General features: G+C 54.4%; 16 protein-coding genes and 1 pseudogene. 6 read left to right on the top strand and 11 right to left on the bottom strand.

Features of this window, described 5'->3' with window-relative positions; genetic code table 11:
• Nucleotides 1-112 precede the first annotated feature (112 nt).
• Nucleotides 113-982, bottom strand: coding sequence for a branched-chain amino acid aminotransferase (locus ACEWL3_RS09445; RefSeq protein WP_386182425.1), 870 nt, complete (start codon nucleotides 980-982; stop codon nucleotides 113-115).
• 162 nt (nucleotides 983-1144) lie between these two features.
• Here ACEWL3_RS09445 and ACEWL3_RS09440 point away from each other — a divergent pair, with 162 nt between their 5' ends.
• The 5 genes from ACEWL3_RS09440 to dxs all read left to right on the top strand — a co-directional run bounded on the left by ACEWL3_RS09440 (nucleotide 1145) and on the right by dxs (nucleotide 5547).
• Nucleotides 1145-1657, top strand: a complete 513-nt coding sequence (locus tag ACEWL3_RS09440) for a MarR family winged helix-turn-helix transcriptional regulator (RefSeq protein WP_386182427.1) — start codon at nucleotides 1145-1147, stop codon at nucleotides 1655-1657.
• Nucleotides 1654-2355 (top strand): response regulator, encoded by a 702-nt coding sequence (locus tag ACEWL3_RS09435; protein WP_114876797.1) that lies wholly within the window; start codon nucleotides 1654-1656, stop codon nucleotides 2353-2355. The genes ACEWL3_RS09440 and ACEWL3_RS09435 overlap by 4 nt, the downstream gene beginning before the upstream one ends.
• Before the next feature lie 104 nt (nucleotides 2356-2459).
• Nucleotides 2460-2702: an exodeoxyribonuclease VII small subunit gene (locus tag ACEWL3_RS09430; protein ID WP_114876796.1), complete on the top strand. Its 243-nt coding sequence runs from the start codon at nucleotides 2460-2462 to the stop codon at nucleotides 2700-2702.
• Nucleotides 2656-3594 carry a polyprenyl synthetase family protein gene (locus ACEWL3_RS09425; protein ID WP_435000785.1) on the top strand — a complete coding sequence of 313 codons (939 nt, stop codon included), beginning with the start codon at nucleotides 2656-2658 and terminating at the stop codon, nucleotides 3592-3594. The genes ACEWL3_RS09430 and ACEWL3_RS09425 overlap by 47 nt, the downstream gene beginning before the upstream one ends.
• Before the next feature lie 24 nt (nucleotides 3595-3618).
• A complete protein-coding gene (gene dxs, locus ACEWL3_RS09420; RefSeq protein ID WP_386182432.1) occupies nucleotides 3619-5547 on the top strand; it encodes a 1-deoxy-D-xylulose-5-phosphate synthase in 1929 nt (642 codons plus the stop codon).
• A gap of 20 nt (nucleotides 5548-5567) precedes the next feature.
• Here the strand turns inward: dxs and ACEWL3_RS09415 are convergent, their stop codons facing one another.
• The 5 genes and pseudogenes from ACEWL3_RS09415 to ACEWL3_RS09395 all read right to left on the bottom strand — a co-directional run bounded on the left by ACEWL3_RS09415 (nucleotide 5568) and on the right by ACEWL3_RS09395 (nucleotide 10992).
• Nucleotides 5568-6350, bottom strand: a complete 783-nt coding sequence (locus tag ACEWL3_RS09415; RefSeq protein WP_386182434.1) for an ion transporter — start codon at nucleotides 6348-6350, stop codon at nucleotides 5568-5570.
• A gap of 113 nt (nucleotides 6351-6463) precedes the next feature.
• A complete protein-coding gene (locus ACEWL3_RS09410) occupies nucleotides 6464-7318 on the bottom strand; it encodes an SDR family oxidoreductase (protein ID WP_386182436.1) in 855 nt (284 codons plus the stop codon).
• Between the two features lie 178 nt (nucleotides 7319-7496).
• Nucleotides 7497-8828: pseudogene (locus ACEWL3_RS09405) on the bottom strand (polysaccharide biosynthesis protein).
• 699 nt (nucleotides 8829-9527) lie between these two features.
• Nucleotides 9528-10157, bottom strand: coding sequence for a sugar transferase (locus tag ACEWL3_RS09400; protein WP_386182438.1), 630 nt, complete (start codon nucleotides 10155-10157; stop codon nucleotides 9528-9530).
• The gene (locus ACEWL3_RS09395) at nucleotides 10132-10992 is read right to left on the bottom strand and encodes an NAD-dependent epimerase/dehydratase family protein (RefSeq protein WP_435000804.1); all 861 of its coding nucleotides are present in this window, start codon (nucleotides 10990-10992) and stop codon (nucleotides 10132-10134) included. Before ACEWL3_RS09395 ends, ACEWL3_RS09400 begins: the two co-directional genes overlap by 26 nt.
• A 328-nt stretch (nucleotides 10993-11320) precedes the next feature.
• On the opposite strand from ACEWL3_RS09395, the gene ACEWL3_RS09390 reads away from it, so the two are divergent.
• Nucleotides 11321-12295 carry a polysaccharide biosynthesis/export family protein gene (locus ACEWL3_RS09390; RefSeq protein WP_386182441.1) on the top strand — a complete coding sequence of 325 codons (975 nt, stop codon included), beginning with the start codon at nucleotides 11321-11323 and terminating at the stop codon, nucleotides 12293-12295.
• On the opposite strand, the gene ACEWL3_RS09385 is transcribed toward ACEWL3_RS09390, so the two are convergent.
• The 5 genes from ACEWL3_RS09385 to ACEWL3_RS09365 all read right to left on the bottom strand — a co-directional run bounded on the left by ACEWL3_RS09385 (nucleotide 12292) and on the right by ACEWL3_RS09365 (nucleotide 16754).
• Nucleotides 12292-13542 carry a glycosyltransferase family 4 protein gene (locus ACEWL3_RS09385; RefSeq protein ID WP_386182443.1) on the bottom strand — a complete coding sequence of 417 codons (1251 nt, stop codon included), beginning with the start codon at nucleotides 13540-13542 and terminating at the stop codon, nucleotides 12292-12294. The genes ACEWL3_RS09390 and ACEWL3_RS09385 overlap by 4 nt on opposite strands.
• A gap of 73 nt (nucleotides 13543-13615) precedes the next feature.
• Nucleotides 13616-14587 carry a sterol desaturase family protein gene (locus tag ACEWL3_RS09380; RefSeq protein WP_386182445.1) on the bottom strand — a complete coding sequence of 324 codons (972 nt, stop codon included), beginning with the start codon at nucleotides 14585-14587 and terminating at the stop codon, nucleotides 13616-13618.
• Complete coding sequence (locus ACEWL3_RS09375; RefSeq protein WP_386182447.1) at nucleotides 14584-15570, bottom strand: sterol desaturase family protein; 987 nt, start codon at nucleotides 15568-15570, stop codon at nucleotides 14584-14586. The genes ACEWL3_RS09380 and ACEWL3_RS09375 overlap by 4 nt, the downstream gene beginning before the upstream one ends.
• The gene (locus ACEWL3_RS09370; RefSeq protein WP_386182449.1) at nucleotides 15560-16315 is read right to left on the bottom strand and encodes a class II aldolase and adducin N-terminal domain-containing protein; all 756 of its coding nucleotides are present in this window, start codon (nucleotides 16313-16315) and stop codon (nucleotides 15560-15562) included. Before ACEWL3_RS09370 ends, ACEWL3_RS09375 begins: the two co-directional genes overlap by 11 nt.
• Before the next feature lie 19 nt (nucleotides 16316-16334).
• Nucleotides 16335-16754 carry a VOC family protein gene (locus ACEWL3_RS09365; RefSeq protein ID WP_386182451.1) on the bottom strand — a complete coding sequence of 140 codons (420 nt, stop codon included), beginning with the start codon at nucleotides 16752-16754 and terminating at the stop codon, nucleotides 16335-16337.
• Between the last annotated feature and the right edge of the window lie 32 nt (nucleotides 16755-16786).

Below are 16786 nucleotides of genomic sequence, written 5' to 3'. Positions count from 1 at the left end.
ACGTGGAATTTGGTCCTTAGAATTGGGTCAGGTTTGGTTTTCACATCTGAGCAAAGTCGAGAACGGCTGCGACCCAGCCTCTGTGTTGGTCCCTTCTCAGCAATTGCAGCGCTCAGCGCCGCACCAGCTTCTCATAGCTCTCCGCGATATCGCGCGTCAGTGCGCCGACCTCGAAATTGTAGTCGCCAATCTGACCAACGGGTGTGACTTCGGCAGCCGTGCCAGTCAGCCAGCACTGCTCAAATCCTTCCAGCTCTTCTGGCATGATATGACGCTCGTGCACCTTGATGCCTTTGTCTTTCAGCATCCCCACGACTGTCTGGCGCGTGATGCCATTCAGAAAACAATCAGGGTCGGGTGTATGGACTTCACCGTCTTTGACGAAAAAGATGTTCGCGCCTGTCGCCTCGGCCACATAACCGCGATAGTCGAACATCATGGCGTCTGAACATCCCTTGGCCTCTGCCGCGTGCTTGGACATCGTGCAAATCATATAAAGACCCGCCGCCTTGGCGTGGCTGGGAATGGTCTCTGGCGAGGGGCGCTTCCATTTCGAGATGTCGAGCTTGGCACCCTTCATCTTGGCATCACCGTAATAGGCACCCCATTCCCAGGCGGCGATGGCCAGCCGCACGGGGTTGCGCGCGGATGCCACGCCCATGTCCTCACCAACGCCGCGCCATGCGATGGCCCTGACATAGGCATCCTGCAACCCCGAAGACGCCAGAACCTCGACCTTCGCGGCCTCAATCTCATCAATTGTATAGGGCACGTCAAAGTCGATCATATTCGCCGACCGCTTCAGGCGCTCGGAATGTTCCCGGCTTTTGAAAATCTTGCCGTTATAAGCGCGTTCGCCCTCAAATACTGAAGACGCATAATGCATCGCATGGGTCAGAATGTGGATATTGGCATCGCGCCAAGGGACCATCTGACCGTCCATCCAGATGTGACCATCCCGATCATCATACGCGCCCGCCATGGTATTCCCCTTCAAGTAAATTGCCTACTTTTGCATTTATTGCGTAGAATATGTCCGAAACGGACATAAAGTTGCGCAAAACCTGAAATTGGATAGCCTTTGAGGCTTGGAATGTCAACAACACTGACTTAAACTCGCTGCAACGAAAAAAAGAGGCGCATGATGGCAGACGGACGTGGACCTTCCACCAACAGCGGCGAAAGCCTTTTGTTTCTGACGGACGAGCAACTGCGCCAGGGCATTGAGGCGATGTTTTTCGCCTATCGCGGCTTTACGGCTGACCCGGATCGCATTTTGGTCGATATGGCATATGGTCGGGCACACCACCGTGCGGTTCACTTTGTAAACCGGGCACCGGGCACCACGGTGAACAACCTTTTGAACATATTGGGTGTCACCAAACAATCACTGAACCGTGTGTTGCGCACTCTGATTGCCGATGGTCTGGTGATCAGCAAGGTTGGGCGCAACGACAAACGCGAACGGCATCTGTTTCTGACGGACAAAGGCCGCGCGTTGGAACAGAAACTGTCTGATGCACAGCGCGCCCGGATGCGCGCGGCGTTTCGCGATGCTGGGCCCGATTCTGTGGCCGGATTTCGAAAGGTTTTGGAAGCAATGATGGATCCGGAAATGCGAAAAAGTTACACGCAATTGAAGGAGAATGGTGCATGACCGATATGGACGCCCATCTGCTGATCGTCGACGACGATGAACGCATCCGCACGCTCCTGCAGAAATTCCTGATGCGAAACGGTTTTTTGGTGACAGCCGCCCGCGACGCGGGCCACGCGCGTCGGATCCTGACTGGGCTCGATTTTGATCTGATCGTACTCGACGTGATGATGCCCGGAGAGGACGGTTTGTCGCTGACCCGTTCGTTGCGCGAAACCATGCAAACGCCGATCCTGTTGCTGACCGCCAAAGGCGAAACCGGCAACCGCATTGAAGGGTTGGAAGCGGGTGCCGATGATTACCTGCCTAAACCGTTTGAGCCCAAAGAGCTGCTTTTGCGGATCAATGCCATTCTGCGCCGTATGCCTGATACGAAGGCAGAAGATGCAGCACCCAAGGTGATGTCCCTGGGTGCGATCCGCTATGACCTTGAACGCGGTGAGATGTGGCATGGTGATGAGCTGGTCCGTCTGACCGCCACTGAAATCCAATTGATGAAAATATTCTCAGCCGAGCCCGGATCACCCCTGAGCCGCGCAAAGCTGGTTGAAGAATTGGGGCGGGATCGTGGACAGGCCCAGGAACGCGCTGTGGATGTTCAGATAACGCGGTTGCGGCGCAAGATCGAAGACAATCCGAAACAGCCCCGATATCTTCAAACCGTGCGCGGTGCAGGGTATATGCTGGCCCCTGATTAAAGCGATTTCCGGGGTCCATTTGAACACGTCAATATTGGACGACCTGCTGGCATTGCCGGACTGGCCGGATTAAAGTCACGCAAATAGTGAATTGAGAGGCTGCGATGAGCGATACCCCCGTTGAAGAGATGAACTTTGAAACTGCGATGGCAGAGCTTGAGAAAGTGCTGGGTCAGCTTGAACGGGGTGACGTGGCACTGGATGAAAGTATCGCACTTTATGAACGCGGGGCGAAATTAAAGGCGCGCTGCGAGGCCAAGTTGAAAGAGGCCGAAGAAAAGGTTGCCGCAATCACGTTGGATGGCGACGGGAACCCAACAGGGGCGAAATCTGTTGAAGGGCTTTGAAGTTTCCGAAATTGTGGACCTGAAGAGATATCCCTTTTCCGTTGCCCTTAAGAACGCGCAGGAAGCTGCAAATGACCAAATCAACCACCTGATCAACGGTAGGACAGGCCCTGTGTCGGACGCGATGCGCTACGCGACGACCGGTGGAAAAGGGTTGCGCGCGTTTCTTGTGCTTGAAACTGCCCGACTGCATGGCATCAGCGGCAGCGCAGTGCTGCCCGCGGCTGGTGCCATTGAGGCGTTGCATTCATATTCGCTGATCCATGATGATCTTCCCTGTATGGACGACGACGACCTTCGCCGGGGCCAGCCAACGGTCCACCGCAAATGGGACGAAGCAACCGCTGTGCTCGCGGGTGATGCTCTCCAATCAATTGCTTTTCAGCTTGTCAGCATGACGCGCTGCGCCCCGGAACATACGCTGATTTTGGTCCAGAGTTTAGCGACGGCAGCAGGGGTGCAGGGCATGGTGGGCGGGCAAGCCATGGACATTGCGGCGGAAACAGCGGCCGAACCATTATCACTTGAAGAAATTACCGTGCTACAAAAAGGCAAAACCGGGGCTTTGATAGAATGGTCTGCGATGGTTGGGCCCCGCATGGTCGGTGATCCCGGCCACAAATTACGCATCTATGCAGAAAATCTCGGCCTTGCCTTTCAAATTGCCGATGACATCCTTGATGTCGAAGGTGATGCCGCCATCATTGGCAAGGCCACCGGAAAAGATGCCCATGCCGGCAAGGCCACATTTGTTTCACACCTCGGCCTTGATGGGGCCAAACGCCGCGCCCATGACCTCGTGCAATCCGCATGCGATGCCTTATCAGTGTATGGCGAGGACGCAGAAACCTTGCGAGAGGCGGCTGCCTTCGTTATTGCCCGCCAAAGCTAAGCTGCCGACCCAAGGAAGGCCAACATGACCGACACGCCCGAAACACCATTGCTGGATCAGATTTCACGCCCTGCTGATCTAAAGGCACTGTCGGACGCGCATTTGATCCAATTGTCAAAAGAATTGCGCAGCGAAACCATTTCCGCAGTATCGGTTACTGGCGGGCATCTGGGCGCCGGTCTGGGCGTCGTGGAATTGACAGTGGCGCTGCATGCCGTTTTTGACACCCCGCGTGACAAGATCATCTGGGATGTGGGTCATCAATGTTACCCTCACAAGATTCTGACTGAACGCCGTGACCGGATCCGCACCCTGCGCATGAAAGACGGGCTAAGTGGCTTCACCAAGCGCAGCGAATCCCCCTATGACCCCTTTGGGGCCGCCCACAGTTCGACCTCGATCAGTGCCGCACTTGGTTTCGCTGTTGCGCGCGATCTGGGTGGTGTGGTGCCAGAGGGACTTGGTGATGCAATTGCGGTCATTGGTGACGGGTCCATGTCGGCGGGCATGGCCTATGAGGCGATGAATAACGCAGGCCACCTCAAGAAACGCATGATCGTTATTCTGAACGACAACGAAATGTCGATCGCTCCTCCTGTTGGCGCGATGTCATCGTACCTCAGCCGCCTTTATGCCGAAGAGCCATTTCAGGATCTGAAAGCTGCGGCCAAGGGTGCCGTCAGCCTGCTGCCTGAACCCTTCCGCGAAGGTGCGCGCCGCGCCAAGGATATGCTCAAGGGCATGGCCGTGGGCGGGACATTGTTCGAGCAATTGGGCTTCTCCTACCTCGGGCCAATCGACGGCCACGATTTGAACCAGCTGCTGCCCGTCTTGCGCACTGTAAAACAACGTGCCACCGGGCCGATCCTGATCCATGTCCTGACCAAAAAAGGTAAAGGGTATGGCCCCGCTGAAAAAGCGCGCGACAAGGGTCACGGTGTGTCCAAATTCAATGTGGTGACGGGTGAACAAAAGAAAACACCGTCTAATGCACCAAGCTACACATCCGTGTTTGCGCAAAGCCTGATGGCTGAGGCGGCAGAGGATGACAAGATTTGCGCTGTCACGGCTGCAATGCCGGATGGCACAGGCCTCAACCTGTTTGCCGAACGCTATCCCAGCCGGTGTTTTGACGTGGGCATTGCCGAACAACATGGCGTGACCTTTTCAGCGGCGCTTGCCGCTGGTGGGATGAAACCGTTTTGCGCGATGTATTCGACCTTCCTGCAGCGCGGCTATGATCAGGTGGTGCACGACGTCGCCATCCAGCGTCTTCCTGTGCGCTTTGCCATTGACCGCGCGGGGCTGGTCGGGGCCGACGGGGCGACCCATGCGGGTGCCTTCGATGTGGCCTTCCTTGCCAATCTGCCCGGATTTGTCGTCATGGCCGCCGCTGATGAGGCCGAGCTAAAGCACATGGTTGCCACCGCCGCCGCCTATGATGACGGCCCGATTGCGTTCCGTTTCCCCCGCGGCGAAGGGAACGGCGTGAACATGCCTGAACGCGGCATACCGCTTGAGATTGGCAAAGGCCGGATCATCAAGGTTGGGTCAAAAGTTGCGCTTTTGTCGTTCGGCACACGGTTGGGCGAAGTCGAAAAAGCGGCCGAAGCTTTGGAAGCCAAGGGCATCACGCCCACAATCGCGGACGCACGGTTTGCCAAGCCGCTGGACCGGGACCTGATCCTGTCGCTTGCCGCAGACCACGAAGTGCTGATCACCATCGAAGAAGGGGCCATTGGCGGTTTTGGCAGCCATGTGGCGCAACTCCTTGCCGAAGAAGGTGTCTTTGATCAGGGGCTCAAATATCGGTCCATGGTTCTGCCTGACATCTTTATTGATCAGGCAAACCCGGAGGACATGTACGCCGTTGCCGGGATGAATGCGGAACATATCGAAGCCAAGGTGCTGGATGTGCTGGGTGTTGCCAGCCTGAATTCACAACGCGCTTGATCCTGCTTCCCACGCAGAGCTTACTTGTTTCGCTGTTCTAAAAGAGCATCCATTCGTTTTTCAATGGCCAACAACCTGTCAGCGACCTCAACTCGATAGGCGTCGGTCTCTGCGTTGGTTTCTTCGTGATGGGCATCTTGCATCGAATTGACAATCAAACCGACCAGCAGGTTTACCACGGCAAAAGTCGTGACCATAATGAACGGCACAAAGAACATCCACGCCAATGGATAAACCTCCATCACTGGGCGCACGATGCCCATTGACCAGCTTTCCAACGTCATGATCTGAAACAGTGAATAACCGCTGCGGCCCAGTGTGCCGAACCATTCTGGAAAGTTCATGCCGAATAGCTTTGTCGCGATCACTGCACCGATATAAAAGATCAGCGCCATCAGCAAAAATACCGATCCCATCCCCGGCAACGCATTGACGAACCCTTCGACCACCCGGCGCAAACGCGGGGCCGTGGACACCAGTCTAAGCACCCGCAAGATGCGCAATGCCCGTAGCGCTGAAAACCCTTGCGTCACTGGGACCAGCGAAATTCCCACGATTACAAAGTCAAAGATGTTCCAGCCATCGCGAAAAAATCTGAAACGATATGCAAACAACTTTGCCGCAATCTCGACCACGAAAATTGCAAGGCACAGCCTGTCCAAAAACAGGATAATTCCGCCCGCACGGGACATGATGGCCGCAGATGTTTCCATCCCCAGCAGGATCGCATTAAAGATGATGACGGCCATAATGAAATTGCCGAAACTAGGTGTTTCAAGAAATGATTCTACGCGGTTTTTCACTGATTTCGCCTGCTGGTTCAATTGCCCCTATATGGCCATCTTGCCGAAGGCCAACAAGGACCTGCCGTCAATCTTATCGTGTCTTGCCCATGCTGGATCAGAACAGCCGCCGGTCAGGTGGCATCTTTTAACATGGCGGCCAATCCCGTTTTGTAGTCGGGATATTTGGGCCGCCACCCAAGGTGTTCTTTGGCGCGATCGTTGCGGACCTTCTTGCTTTCGGCATAAAAACTGCGGGCCATTGGGGTCATTTCTGCGGTTTCAAAATCCACAGCTTCTGGCAGAGGCAGTCCTAGCAATTCTGCGGCATGTCCGATCACGTCCTGAGGAGGTGCTGGATCATCATCACACAGGTTATAGATTGCCCCGGCGTGCGGTGCCGCAATCGACAGCTCCAGTGCCTGCGCAATATCGCCCACATGAATGCGTGAAAAAACCTGTCCCTTTTTGATGATACGGCGGGCAGTACCATTTCGCACTTTGGCAAAGGGGCCCCGCCCGGGTCCATAAATACCCGCCAACCGAAAGATATGCAGGGGCAGGTCGGGGATGGATTGCCATTCCGCTTCTGCCTTAACACGGGCATGGCCGCGCTTGGTTGAGGGTGCCAGGGGTGTGTCTTCGTCGACCCACGCGCCTTGATGGTCACCGTAGACACCCGTGGTCGACAGATAGCCAACCCACCGAAACCCGGACGCAGCAACGGCAATTTCGGATCTCAAAGCGTTCAGAACCGGATCGCCATCGTTATCTGGCCCTGCCGAAATCAAAATATGCGGTACTATTGGGATCAGCGCAGAGATGTCGCTGCCCGGCCAAAGGAATGGTTCGACACCTGATGCTGCTATGCTTGGCATCTTTTCAGCACTGCGGGTCGTTCCAATAATCCGCCATCCTTGCGGAACCAACCGTTTGGCCAGTGCGCGGGCACTAAAACCATGGCCAAATGAAAGCAAAGTTCTATCCATGTTCGTTTACATGGCCTGCGACCGCGGGTTCATCAAGAATAAAGCTGACCCTGCATGCGGAAACGTCCCTCATTTTGTATTGAGGGGTTCTTTGCTCGCCCGTTCCGCACGCCAATCACAGCGACGGTATGATGCTAATCGAGTTCAGTGATGGCATAACCAAAAAGAAATGCTTCAACTACGATGCAATTCGCTTCTGGGCCGCATGCTCAAATCCTTCGACCCAGCGCTGCACGACCTCAACTGCCATGCCCTCATTATAGGCAATCTGCGCCTCGCGTAGTTGCCGCATCGCCGAGGCCACTTCGATTTCTGACAAACCTTCGTCTTGGGCTGAAAAAATCTTGGGGTGGTCAGTGCTCAACATTTTGCCTGAAAGGGTCAGTTCCTCGGTCATTTTTTCTCCGGGGCGCAACCCGGTAAACTCGATCTCAATATCGCCTTCACGGTTGTCCGCGTCACGCACCGTGTATCCGGCACTTTCGATCACCTGACGCGCCAAGTGATAAATCAAAACCGGCTTGCCCATATCAAGCACAAAAACTTCGCCACCCTGTGCCATGGCACCTGCTTGCAGGACCAGATTGACCGCCTCTTGAACTGTCATGAAATAGCGCGCAACCGACCGGTCCGTGACGGTGAGCGGCCCTCCACGGCTAAGCTGATCCTGAAACAGCGGAACAACTGATCCTGAGGAACCTAGCACATTTCCAAAGCGCACCATTGAAAAGATCGTCTGTCCGCCGCTCCGACCGGACCGGGCCAGGTCCTGTATTAGCAGTTCCGCAAGACGCTTTGACGCCCCCATCATGTTGGTTGGGCGCACTGCCTTGTCAGACGATATTAAAATGAATCGTTCGACATGCGCTTTGATCGCTTGTTCAGCGAGCACTTGGGTCCCAATCACATTGTTCACCAATCCTGTGAGCGGATTGGCCTCAACCAAGGGAACATGTTTATAGGCGGCAGCATGCAGAACCACCTGAACAGCATGCTCTGCCATAGTCTTGCTGACCAGCCGCGGATCCGTGATCGATCCCAGAACCTAAACAATTTCGATGTCCATACCTTTGGTCTGAGGCCGAAATTCCATATCGGCCTGATACAATGCCAACTCGCTCAGTTCATAAAGGACAAGCTTGGCAGGACGGCATTCCAGCACCTGACGGCACAATTCCGATCCGATTGACCCTCCCGCACCGCTCACCAGAACGACTTTATCCCTATAGCAAACCGCACCATCAGCGATTGAATCGGCAACCTCGTCGCGATTGAGAAAACTGTGGGCCGAAATTGGCTCCAGCTTGTCTACCAACGCCTCTTCGCCAATCAATTGTGCAAACGATGGGAGCGTCTGAACTTCCAGTCCCATTTCCTTCAAGCGTCGCGCAATCTGGGCCTGCTTTGGTGGACTCAACGAAGGAACCGCCAGCAAAACACGGTCAATCTTCTTTGCAATTGCAATCTCGCCAATGCGCAGTGGCGTATAGACGGGCAGATGCGCCACCATCAGGCCCTGTAAGGCTGCGTTGTCATCTACAAATGCCACAGGTTCAATGTTTTCGTGGCCGCGCAAGGCCGAAACCAGCTGATTCCCGGTTGTGCCGGCACCATAAATAAGCACCCTGCAACGTCGTGGAGACCGTCGGTAGAGCGCCAAAACCAACTGCAACAAGACTGCACGGCTGATGACAATCGACGCAAAAAGCACAACACCAAACACAAAATGCAGCGCCAGTGGAAAATCAAGATGCTCGATGCCCGACAGAATGGCTGATGCGATGGCGAGAAGCAGCGCATAGACGGCGGTCACCCCAATTGCTGCGGTTTCATATGCTTTCAGCCGAATTGAGCACACACCGAGCCAGTGAGAGGCAGCCGCACCACTGAGCAGAACATAGGGCAGTACCGGAATATAGGTGATGAGATTGGCACCTAGCCCAGCAGGCAGGCCCACCGCCGCCAGCGCAAAAAGCATCGACAGCATGATCAGAACTGCGTCGAGAAACAGCATAATCATGCATTTTTGATGCTTTGTCAGGGCCTTGATCAGGTCCAACACGGATATTGCCATTTACTCTTCAACGCTTCGCGACCTTTGCTTTGACTGTCAAACAACAGTTCTCATGACCCCCCGAAAGCTCGGCACCAGGCATTGGCCCACCGTGCCCACAACTCCATTTGGCAAAGGTGAAAAGATGATGCAACCTTAAGTAGATTTAATTCTACTTCTACGGTTAAAAAGGTTAACAATAGTTTTAAATACGAGATCGATATCAAACCAGATCGATTGGTTGCGCTGGTAAATCAAATCAAGACGTGCCTTTCGCGGCACGCAAATCCGGCAATAGACATCATCCGTTTCATCTGGTGATTCACATCGCTCTAACAACCGTTCTTCGTGTTTGTGGAACCGGATCGTTGCCAACCCCGTCACACCCGGACGCGATTTCAGGACCTCGTCATAAATGTCAGGAAACCGTTCTACATATTCGCGCAACGGCGGGCGCGGCCCGACAAAGCTCAGATCGCCACGCAGAATGTTCCAAAGTTGAGGGAATTCATCCAACCTTTTGCTGCGCAGCCACGCACCTGTCCTTGTAACCCGTGCCAATTTGTCACCGCCTGACACGCCTCTGTCGAAATCAACCACGGTCATTGTTCTTAATTTCCATAGGCTGAACGGTTCACTCTGCCCCCGCATCCGTTCGGCCACATAAAACAGCGGTCGCCCCTCTTTGATCAGCAAATAGGCCAGCAAGCAAAGCAGGACTGGCCCGAGAACGACCACCAATATGCTGGCAAAGAACAGGTCAAAGATACGCTTGCGCAAAGTCATTTTGGTGTCCTCTGTTGTTCTGAGTAAATCGACGCCATTCCGCCACCAAACCGGCAGTGGTTGAGATCTGCGTGCCGCCGCGCACATGCCGTCCAAGCCGCCCGGTCGAAAGCTCAACGTTTTCGATCACATTCACAGCGGCTTTGCGGGGGACCCATGGCAGGCCGGCAGCATCCAAAAGCCTGCCCATTTCTACCGTGCCCGGTGCAGCAACATTCATGATATCCGGTAAACCGACCACTTGAGTCAGACGACAAACCACGTTCGCCAATGTATCTGGGCCAATATAGCTGCGCCGTGGGGTCCGCCCATCAGGCAGTTGATCGATCGCCATATCATCGGTCCAGCCGCCCAAAATGCTATCTGCACCAGCAACATTTCCAATCCGAAGCACGGTCGTCTGTTGTCCAATATCCGCGGCTTTCTTCAGCCCGGCATTTTCCATGTCAAGCTTGGCCCGCCCATAGTCTGATAGGGGATCGCATCTGCCACTCTCATCCAGAACGCCACCTGCCCGACCATAGACCGCAGCGGAGGACACCAAAAACACCCGCCCAACCCCGGCATCGCGCGCTGCTTGCACGGCGGCCAGAGCCAGATCTGTGTTCAACGAAAACGCATCGCCACTTTGTCTGGCGTGGCGTGCTGTCACGCCAGACAAGCAAACCACGGCGCGCGCACTTTCAAAGTGCTTGCGCACCGCATCAAAATCGCGACAGAGATCGAAAGAAACAAACCCCGGCCGTTCATATCGGCTGTGACACACCAGATCATCCGGAACCGGCCACATCTGACGGAGCATTTGGCCCAGTTTTCCAGATGCCCCCAACAGCACCACTTTGCCAGATCCGCTAGACAGGTTCGCAATCACTTGTGCCGGGCCTCGTTTCGTATCATTTGCGCAACCAATCCACACCTTTAGATAGAATTGGATTGAATGCCTTACCTTTTGCGTGTTTTAAGCAATAAGACTGCAAACAATTAACGCCTGATTAACAATGAAGAGCGGTTGCGCAGATATGGGCCCAAATTTCAGAATACTCGTCTGCATTCTGCTGACGGTCACCTTGACCGCGTGTGGTTCTTTGCCCCGTGGGGCAGCAGTCGAAAGAGAGATATTAAAGAACGCAAATCAACCGGCAGCCGACATTGCCGTGTACCCTGTGACCCGCAATTTTCTGCCGAACGTTGGGAAATGGCCCCACAGTGGATCGCGCAGATACAGCTGGATCAACCACAGTCACGGATCAAACGCCCAGGTAATCCGTCCCGGTGACAGCCTGGATTTGTTGGTCTGGGACAGCGGTGAAAATTCTTTGCTGACGGGTGCCGAACAGCGCGTTGCGACACTGCCTTCTATCCGTGTGTCCGAAAGCGGGAGCATCTTTGTGCCTTACGTCGGCAAGGTAAAGGTATCGGGCCGCACCCCTGACAGCGCCCGCGCATTGATCCAGCGTCAGGTTGAAGCGATTGTGCCATCCGCACAGGTGCAGCTTGCGATGGCCGAGGGGCGTGCAAATTCAATCGATCTGGTTGGTGGCGTCAATAATCCCGGCAACATCATCATGCCAGATCAGAATTTTTCGGTACTGTCGGCCATTTCCGCAGGTGGCGGCGTCAGCGGAACCCTGGAGAACCCGCAGGTCAAACTTGTCCGCGGCCAAAAAATCTATGCCACGTCCGTTGACCGGCTTTATGACAATCCGTCCCTCGACACGCGTCTGCGTGGTGGCGACAAGGTCATCGTAGAGGGCGACCGCCGCTACTTCCTGTCTCTCGGTGCAGCCGGACGCGAGGCCCAATTTTCGTTTAACCGCGATGACGTGTCTGCCCTTGACGCGCTGGCCATCATTGGCGGCGTGAACGACAGCCGCGCCGACCCCCAAGGCATCCTGATCCTGCGCGAATACAGTTCAACTGCTGTCAGCGATGGCATCCGGGGGCCTGAAAAACCCCGGGTTGTGTTCACCCTTGATCTGACCACATCAGACGGATTGTTCTCGGCAGGGAATTTTCACCTTCTGTCTGGCGATTTGGTGCTGGCAACGGAAAGCCCGATCACAAACACACGCACCATTCTGGGTCTGGTCGGGTCGGCGTTTGGTCTGATTTCGGTCGGCAACAACATCTCTGACTAAGGGATTTCCATCTGTTTCCCGCGAGGCACCAGCGCGTTGATCTGTGCAATATGCTGCGGCAGGCATCTGGTCAGAAAGTCGTATTTTTCAATGACGTGATCTCTTGCCGCCTGGCGCAGATGTGAAAACTCCTCGGGACGGGCAAGAACATCAACAACGCGTGACGCAATCGCAATGTGATCAAAGAAATCAACCAAAAGCCCGGTCTCTCCATCTATAATCGCCTCGCGCACTGGGGCCACATCAGAGGCCACGATAACCGCCCCCATCGACATCGATTCCAACAGCGACCAAGACAGCACAAAGGGCATCGTCAGATAGATATGGCACCTGCTGATCTGGATGATTTTTTGATAATCCAGATACGGCACCTGACCCAGAAAATGCACGCGGTCCCAATCGATGTCAGCACCAACTTCTGCTTCCATTTCTGCGCGAAGCCCGCCCCGGTGTTTGCTTTTGCCGCCGTAAGACGTGTCATTGCCCCCGACAATCAGCACGCGCGCATTTGGACGTTCTTTCAATATTCGCGGCAGCGCCCGCATAAAAACATGGAAACCGCGCGCTTTTTCCAGATTGCGTGCGACGTATGTGATCACCTCATCATTACGGGTCAGTTCGCGCCCCAGTCGACCCAGACCCAATGTTACCTTCGGATTAGGCAGCAACTTGTCAGTTCGAATGCCATCGTGGCAGACATACATGCGATCATGAAAGCTGTTTGGGAATTGGTCACGTTGCCAGGGGGTCGGACACTGCCCCATATCCACAGTCTCGATGTTCGCCAACGGCACTGCATTGCGCGCTTGCATCAGGAATGGCGTCTGTTCCGAGATCGGATCATCGGGGTCAAATCCGACCAACCCTCCACCAAGGTTATAATAGAATTCAAACAAGCCGATTACTGGCACATCGGGCCATATCTGTTTGATAAACGTTAATTCACCCCAACCCACGTGGCCGATTACGATGTCAGGTTTGAAAACCTCTTTGGTCTCAAGCTCTTTGGCGGCCAGCGCCGCACCAAATCCGTTCCCTGTTGCCTCTTCCCACACCCGCGACAATCCGTAGGAATCTTTGGTCGCGCTGCGGTGCGTCTTGTACAAACGGGTCTCAATCCCATTTAGGCTGGGCGCGTTTTTGCGCTGCGTTAGAAAATATATTCTGTGCGCCCCACGCGCTGCGAGCCATTGCACCAATTCACGGTATTGGCCCGGCATGTTCTGGTGCACAAAAAGGAAATTCATTCAAGGTACCTGCTCGGATATGGGTTATTGCCAAAAAATCAAAGCAGCTAAAGGTTAGCAACCGCTCAACAATTCAGCGCTTTCGCGCTTGCAGCCGCGCGCGCATCCGCTCCTTGCCCTCTGGGGTCCCATCGTGGAATGACCCAAACAGCTTGTCCCAGGGCACATCCAGATTGCCATAATTCACTTCAAAATATCTATGATGTATCTGGTGGTGAAACATACCCAGATGCACCCGCTTTGCATTGCGAAACCACAAACCTTCAAAACCAGTGTGCGTGGTGACGGCCAGCAACGCGTAAAACATCAGATGGAAAATCAGATGCACGGGATGCGTCGGCAGAACAAAGTGGATGATCACGGTACCAAAATACATGACATGCTCTACCGGATGCATCGACAGCCCGGACCAGGGCCCGACATCGGTATTGCGGTGGTGCAAAGCGTGAAACCGATAGAGTAGATTGGAATGCAGCAGGCGGTGAATCCAATAAAAGTAAAAACTTTCCCAGACCGGAATGAGAAAGAAGAGCGCGATGAACCAAATGGGCGTCTCGCTGAACGTCGTAAGCGGCGCATAGCCATTTGCCAGCGCCCACCAAAGCAACACCTCAAATCCTGACCAGATTGTCACACCAGAGGCAAGCGACCAGAACATGTTGTCCTTGATCTGCGCATCAAAGCTGAAGACGCGTCCCATGCGCGGAAATGGCCGTGGATCATACTTTTTGTCCGTGCCTTGCACTGCATAGGTATGGAACCACAGATGCAGACCGCCAGCGACCACCAGCAACAAGAAGAAGTTGCGGAGAAATATCAGCGCAATCCACGAAATGCCCAATGTTAGGGTCTGGTTCAGGTCTGGACTGAACCAAAGATAACTGACCCACGCCAACCCAAGGATCGCCATATTGATGGTGAGGAAAAACCAGCCGTCCGCATACCATTTCAGCGTCGCCAGGGGTTTGGGTGGCCATTGCCACAACGGCGAAACCGCGATCGGTACCTCTGGCACATGGTTCCATTCCTGCCGCGCGTCTGTCATTTTGCATACATCCGTTTCTTGCGCGCACGGGTGTCCGCCGTTGCCGCTTCGGTCCCGTCATGAAAGGTGCCAAACCAGCGATCCCAGGGCATTTCCTGATTGCCATAATTACATTCATAATACCGGTGATGCAGCGTGTGATAGAACGTGCCCAGCGCGAGGCTGCGCTTGTCCCGGATCAACAGGTCCTCGTATCCAGTATGCGACATCGCTGCCCCCGGTCCCTGATACAACACGTGAAAAATCAAATGCACCGGATGCGACGCGACAATCCAGTGAACGCACAACGAGGTCAGATAGATAAAATGCTCAACCGGGTGCATGGAAAGCCCCGACCACGGCCCGATGTTGATATTGCGGTGATGCAGCGAATGATAGCGCGTGTAGAAAAATGGCACATGCAGCAAACGATGCACCCAATAGAAATGGAACGCTGACCACACGGGCAGCAGAACGATCCACACCACAAACCAAACCGGATTTTCCGCCAGGGTGATGACCGGCGCATATCCATTGGCCATCAACCACATCGTGACAACCTGAAACCCGGTCAACTGCGCCACGCCGCTGGTCAGCGTCCAGAACATGTTGTCCTTGACCTGATCTGCGAATTTGAAAGCACGGTTGTTCTTGGCTTGATCGCGGCCATCAAACTTCAGCGTCTTGGCCTGCCCCCGATACATGTAGAAATACCAGTGCAGCGCGCCCGCGATACCCCCGACCAATGCCAAATTCACGACATAGGTTTGAAATATCCAACCAACCTCAAAGCTGCGCGCCGCATCTAGCGATGGATAAAGCCAATAATAGCCACCGATTGCCAAAAGCAGCAAAAGCATCCGTTCGCTCAACGTCAGCCAATTTCGACGAAACCAGCCTGCAATATGCGCGATACCCGTACCTTTGGCAAAGATCGATGGATCCTCCAGCGGCAAAGGCGGATGGTAGTTCCATACCGCGTTTTTTGGCGCGTCACCTTGCATAGTCGGACCCTTCGCTGTCCAATATCGCCTTCAGTTCCGCCAGATGCCGTGTGTCCTGATCAGCATATTCTTCCAATTCACGCGCTGTTTTTTCGGCAATGTCATCAGGAATACGGCGCAGGGGCTGACCCGTCTGCAGCGCCCGAATATACGTTTCTGCGGCACGTTCGAAATAATAGAGCCTGTTAAAGGTATCTGCGACCGTATCGCCGATCACCAAAACGCCATGGCTGCCCATGACCATCACTTTCTGTTTGGGGTCCTTGAGAAGTTTGGCACAGCGCGCGCCTTCATCCTCAAACGCCAGCCCGCCGTAATCCTCATCAATCACCACACGATTGTAAAAGGTACAACAATTCTGATCGATGGGCGGAAGGCGGCTGTCTTGCAGACACGCCAACACCGTCGCGTGAATGGAATGTACATGCATGACACAGCGCGCATGTTTGCAGGCCCGATGGACTCCGCCGTGCAACCCCCAGGCGGTCGGATCTGGCGCATTGGGGCCTAAGAGTGTCTCTGAATTCTCGGCATCAATCATCAGCAAATCGCTGGCTTTGATACGGCTGAAATGCACCTGATTGGGATTCATCAAGAACTGCGTGCCCGCATCGTTGACCGCCAGAGAAAAGTGGTTTGCGACCCCTTCATGCATGTTCAGCCGCGCGGTCCACCGAAACGCCGCGGCAAGGTCGACGCGCTCCTGCCAATGGTCCATGTTGGACCTGATCTGTGTTACGCTCATCGCACTGCCCCCTTCAAAATCAAATTGGCCTGCTTGCCACCCAGGCATAGCCATTTTCGCACAACACATAGGCTTCTTTCAGCCCATGTGGCTTGTCAGTCGGTCCTTGTAAAATCATCCCTCCAGCGGCTTCCGCTTTTGCGCAAACCTCCTCTGGATCGCTTTCATAGAGCCTTATTTCAACCCCGGTGCCCCGAGGCGGGCTTTCCGGTAACAGGCTAAGCAGAGGGTTAGAATGATAGGTCCCATCACCGTGCAGTTGAAAAATTTGATCCCCATAAGCCATGATCGCGAAATCAGAACTTACGCGGTGCCCTTTCATGCCAAAAACAGTCTCTAAAAAAGCGACTTCGCGCTTAACGTCCCGGACAAGCAAATTCAATCCAATGCCGCGCAGGCTGGCCCCAAAATCTTCGGCAGCGACCGTCTCAAAATTCATCGGGGTTCCTTTGCGTCGCATCCGCTTGAACA

Origin of the sequence: Sulfitobacter sediminivivens, assembly GCF_042611115.2 — a bacterium.
GTDB lineage: Bacteria > Pseudomonadota > Alphaproteobacteria > Rhodobacterales > Rhodobacteraceae > Sulfitobacter > Sulfitobacter sediminivivens.
This window is presented reverse-complemented; position numbering and strand designations above follow the sequence as displayed.

Coding starts and splice junctions, on each gene's coding strand:
- ACEWL3_RS09440 (WP_386182427.1), top strand. CDS start 1,145: ATGGCAGACGGACGTGGACCTTCCACCAACAGCGGCGAAAGCCTTTTG.
- ACEWL3_RS09435 (WP_114876797.1), top strand. CDS start 1,654: ATGACCGATATGGACGCCCATCTGCTGATCGTCGACGACGATGAACGC.
- ACEWL3_RS09370 (WP_386182449.1), bottom strand. CDS start 16,315: ATGAGCGTAACACAGATCAGGTCCAACATGGACCATTGGCAGGAGCGC.
- ACEWL3_RS09380 (WP_386182445.1), bottom strand. CDS start 14,587: ATGACAGACGCGCGGCAGGAATGGAACCATGTGCCAGAGGTACCGATC.
- ACEWL3_RS09445 (WP_386182425.1), bottom strand. CDS start 982: ATGGCGGGCGCGTATGATGATCGGGATGGTCACATCTGGATGGACGGT.
- ACEWL3_RS09375 (WP_386182447.1), bottom strand. CDS start 15,570: ATGCAAGGTGACGCGCCAAAAAACGCGGTATGGAACTACCATCCGCCT.
- ACEWL3_RS09430 (WP_114876796.1), top strand. CDS start 2,460: ATGAGCGATACCCCCGTTGAAGAGATGAACTTTGAAACTGCGATGGCA.
- dxs (WP_386182432.1), top strand. CDS start 3,619: ATGACCGACACGCCCGAAACACCATTGCTGGATCAGATTTCACGCCCT.
- ACEWL3_RS09400 (WP_386182438.1), bottom strand. CDS start 10,157: ATGACTTTGCGCAAGCGTATCTTTGACCTGTTCTTTGCCAGCATATTG.
- ACEWL3_RS09425 (WP_435000785.1), top strand. CDS start 2,656: ATGGCGACGGGAACCCAACAGGGGCGAAATCTGTTGAAGGGCTTTGAA.
- ACEWL3_RS09385 (WP_386182443.1), bottom strand. CDS start 13,542: ATGAATTTCCTTTTTGTGCACCAGAACATGCCGGGCCAATACCGTGAA.
- ACEWL3_RS09365 (WP_386182451.1), bottom strand. CDS start 16,754: ATGAATTTTGAGACGGTCGCTGCCGAAGATTTTGGGGCCAGCCTGCGC.
- ACEWL3_RS09410 (WP_386182436.1), bottom strand. CDS start 7,318: ATGGATAGAACTTTGCTTTCATTTGGCCATGGTTTTAGTGCCCGCGCA.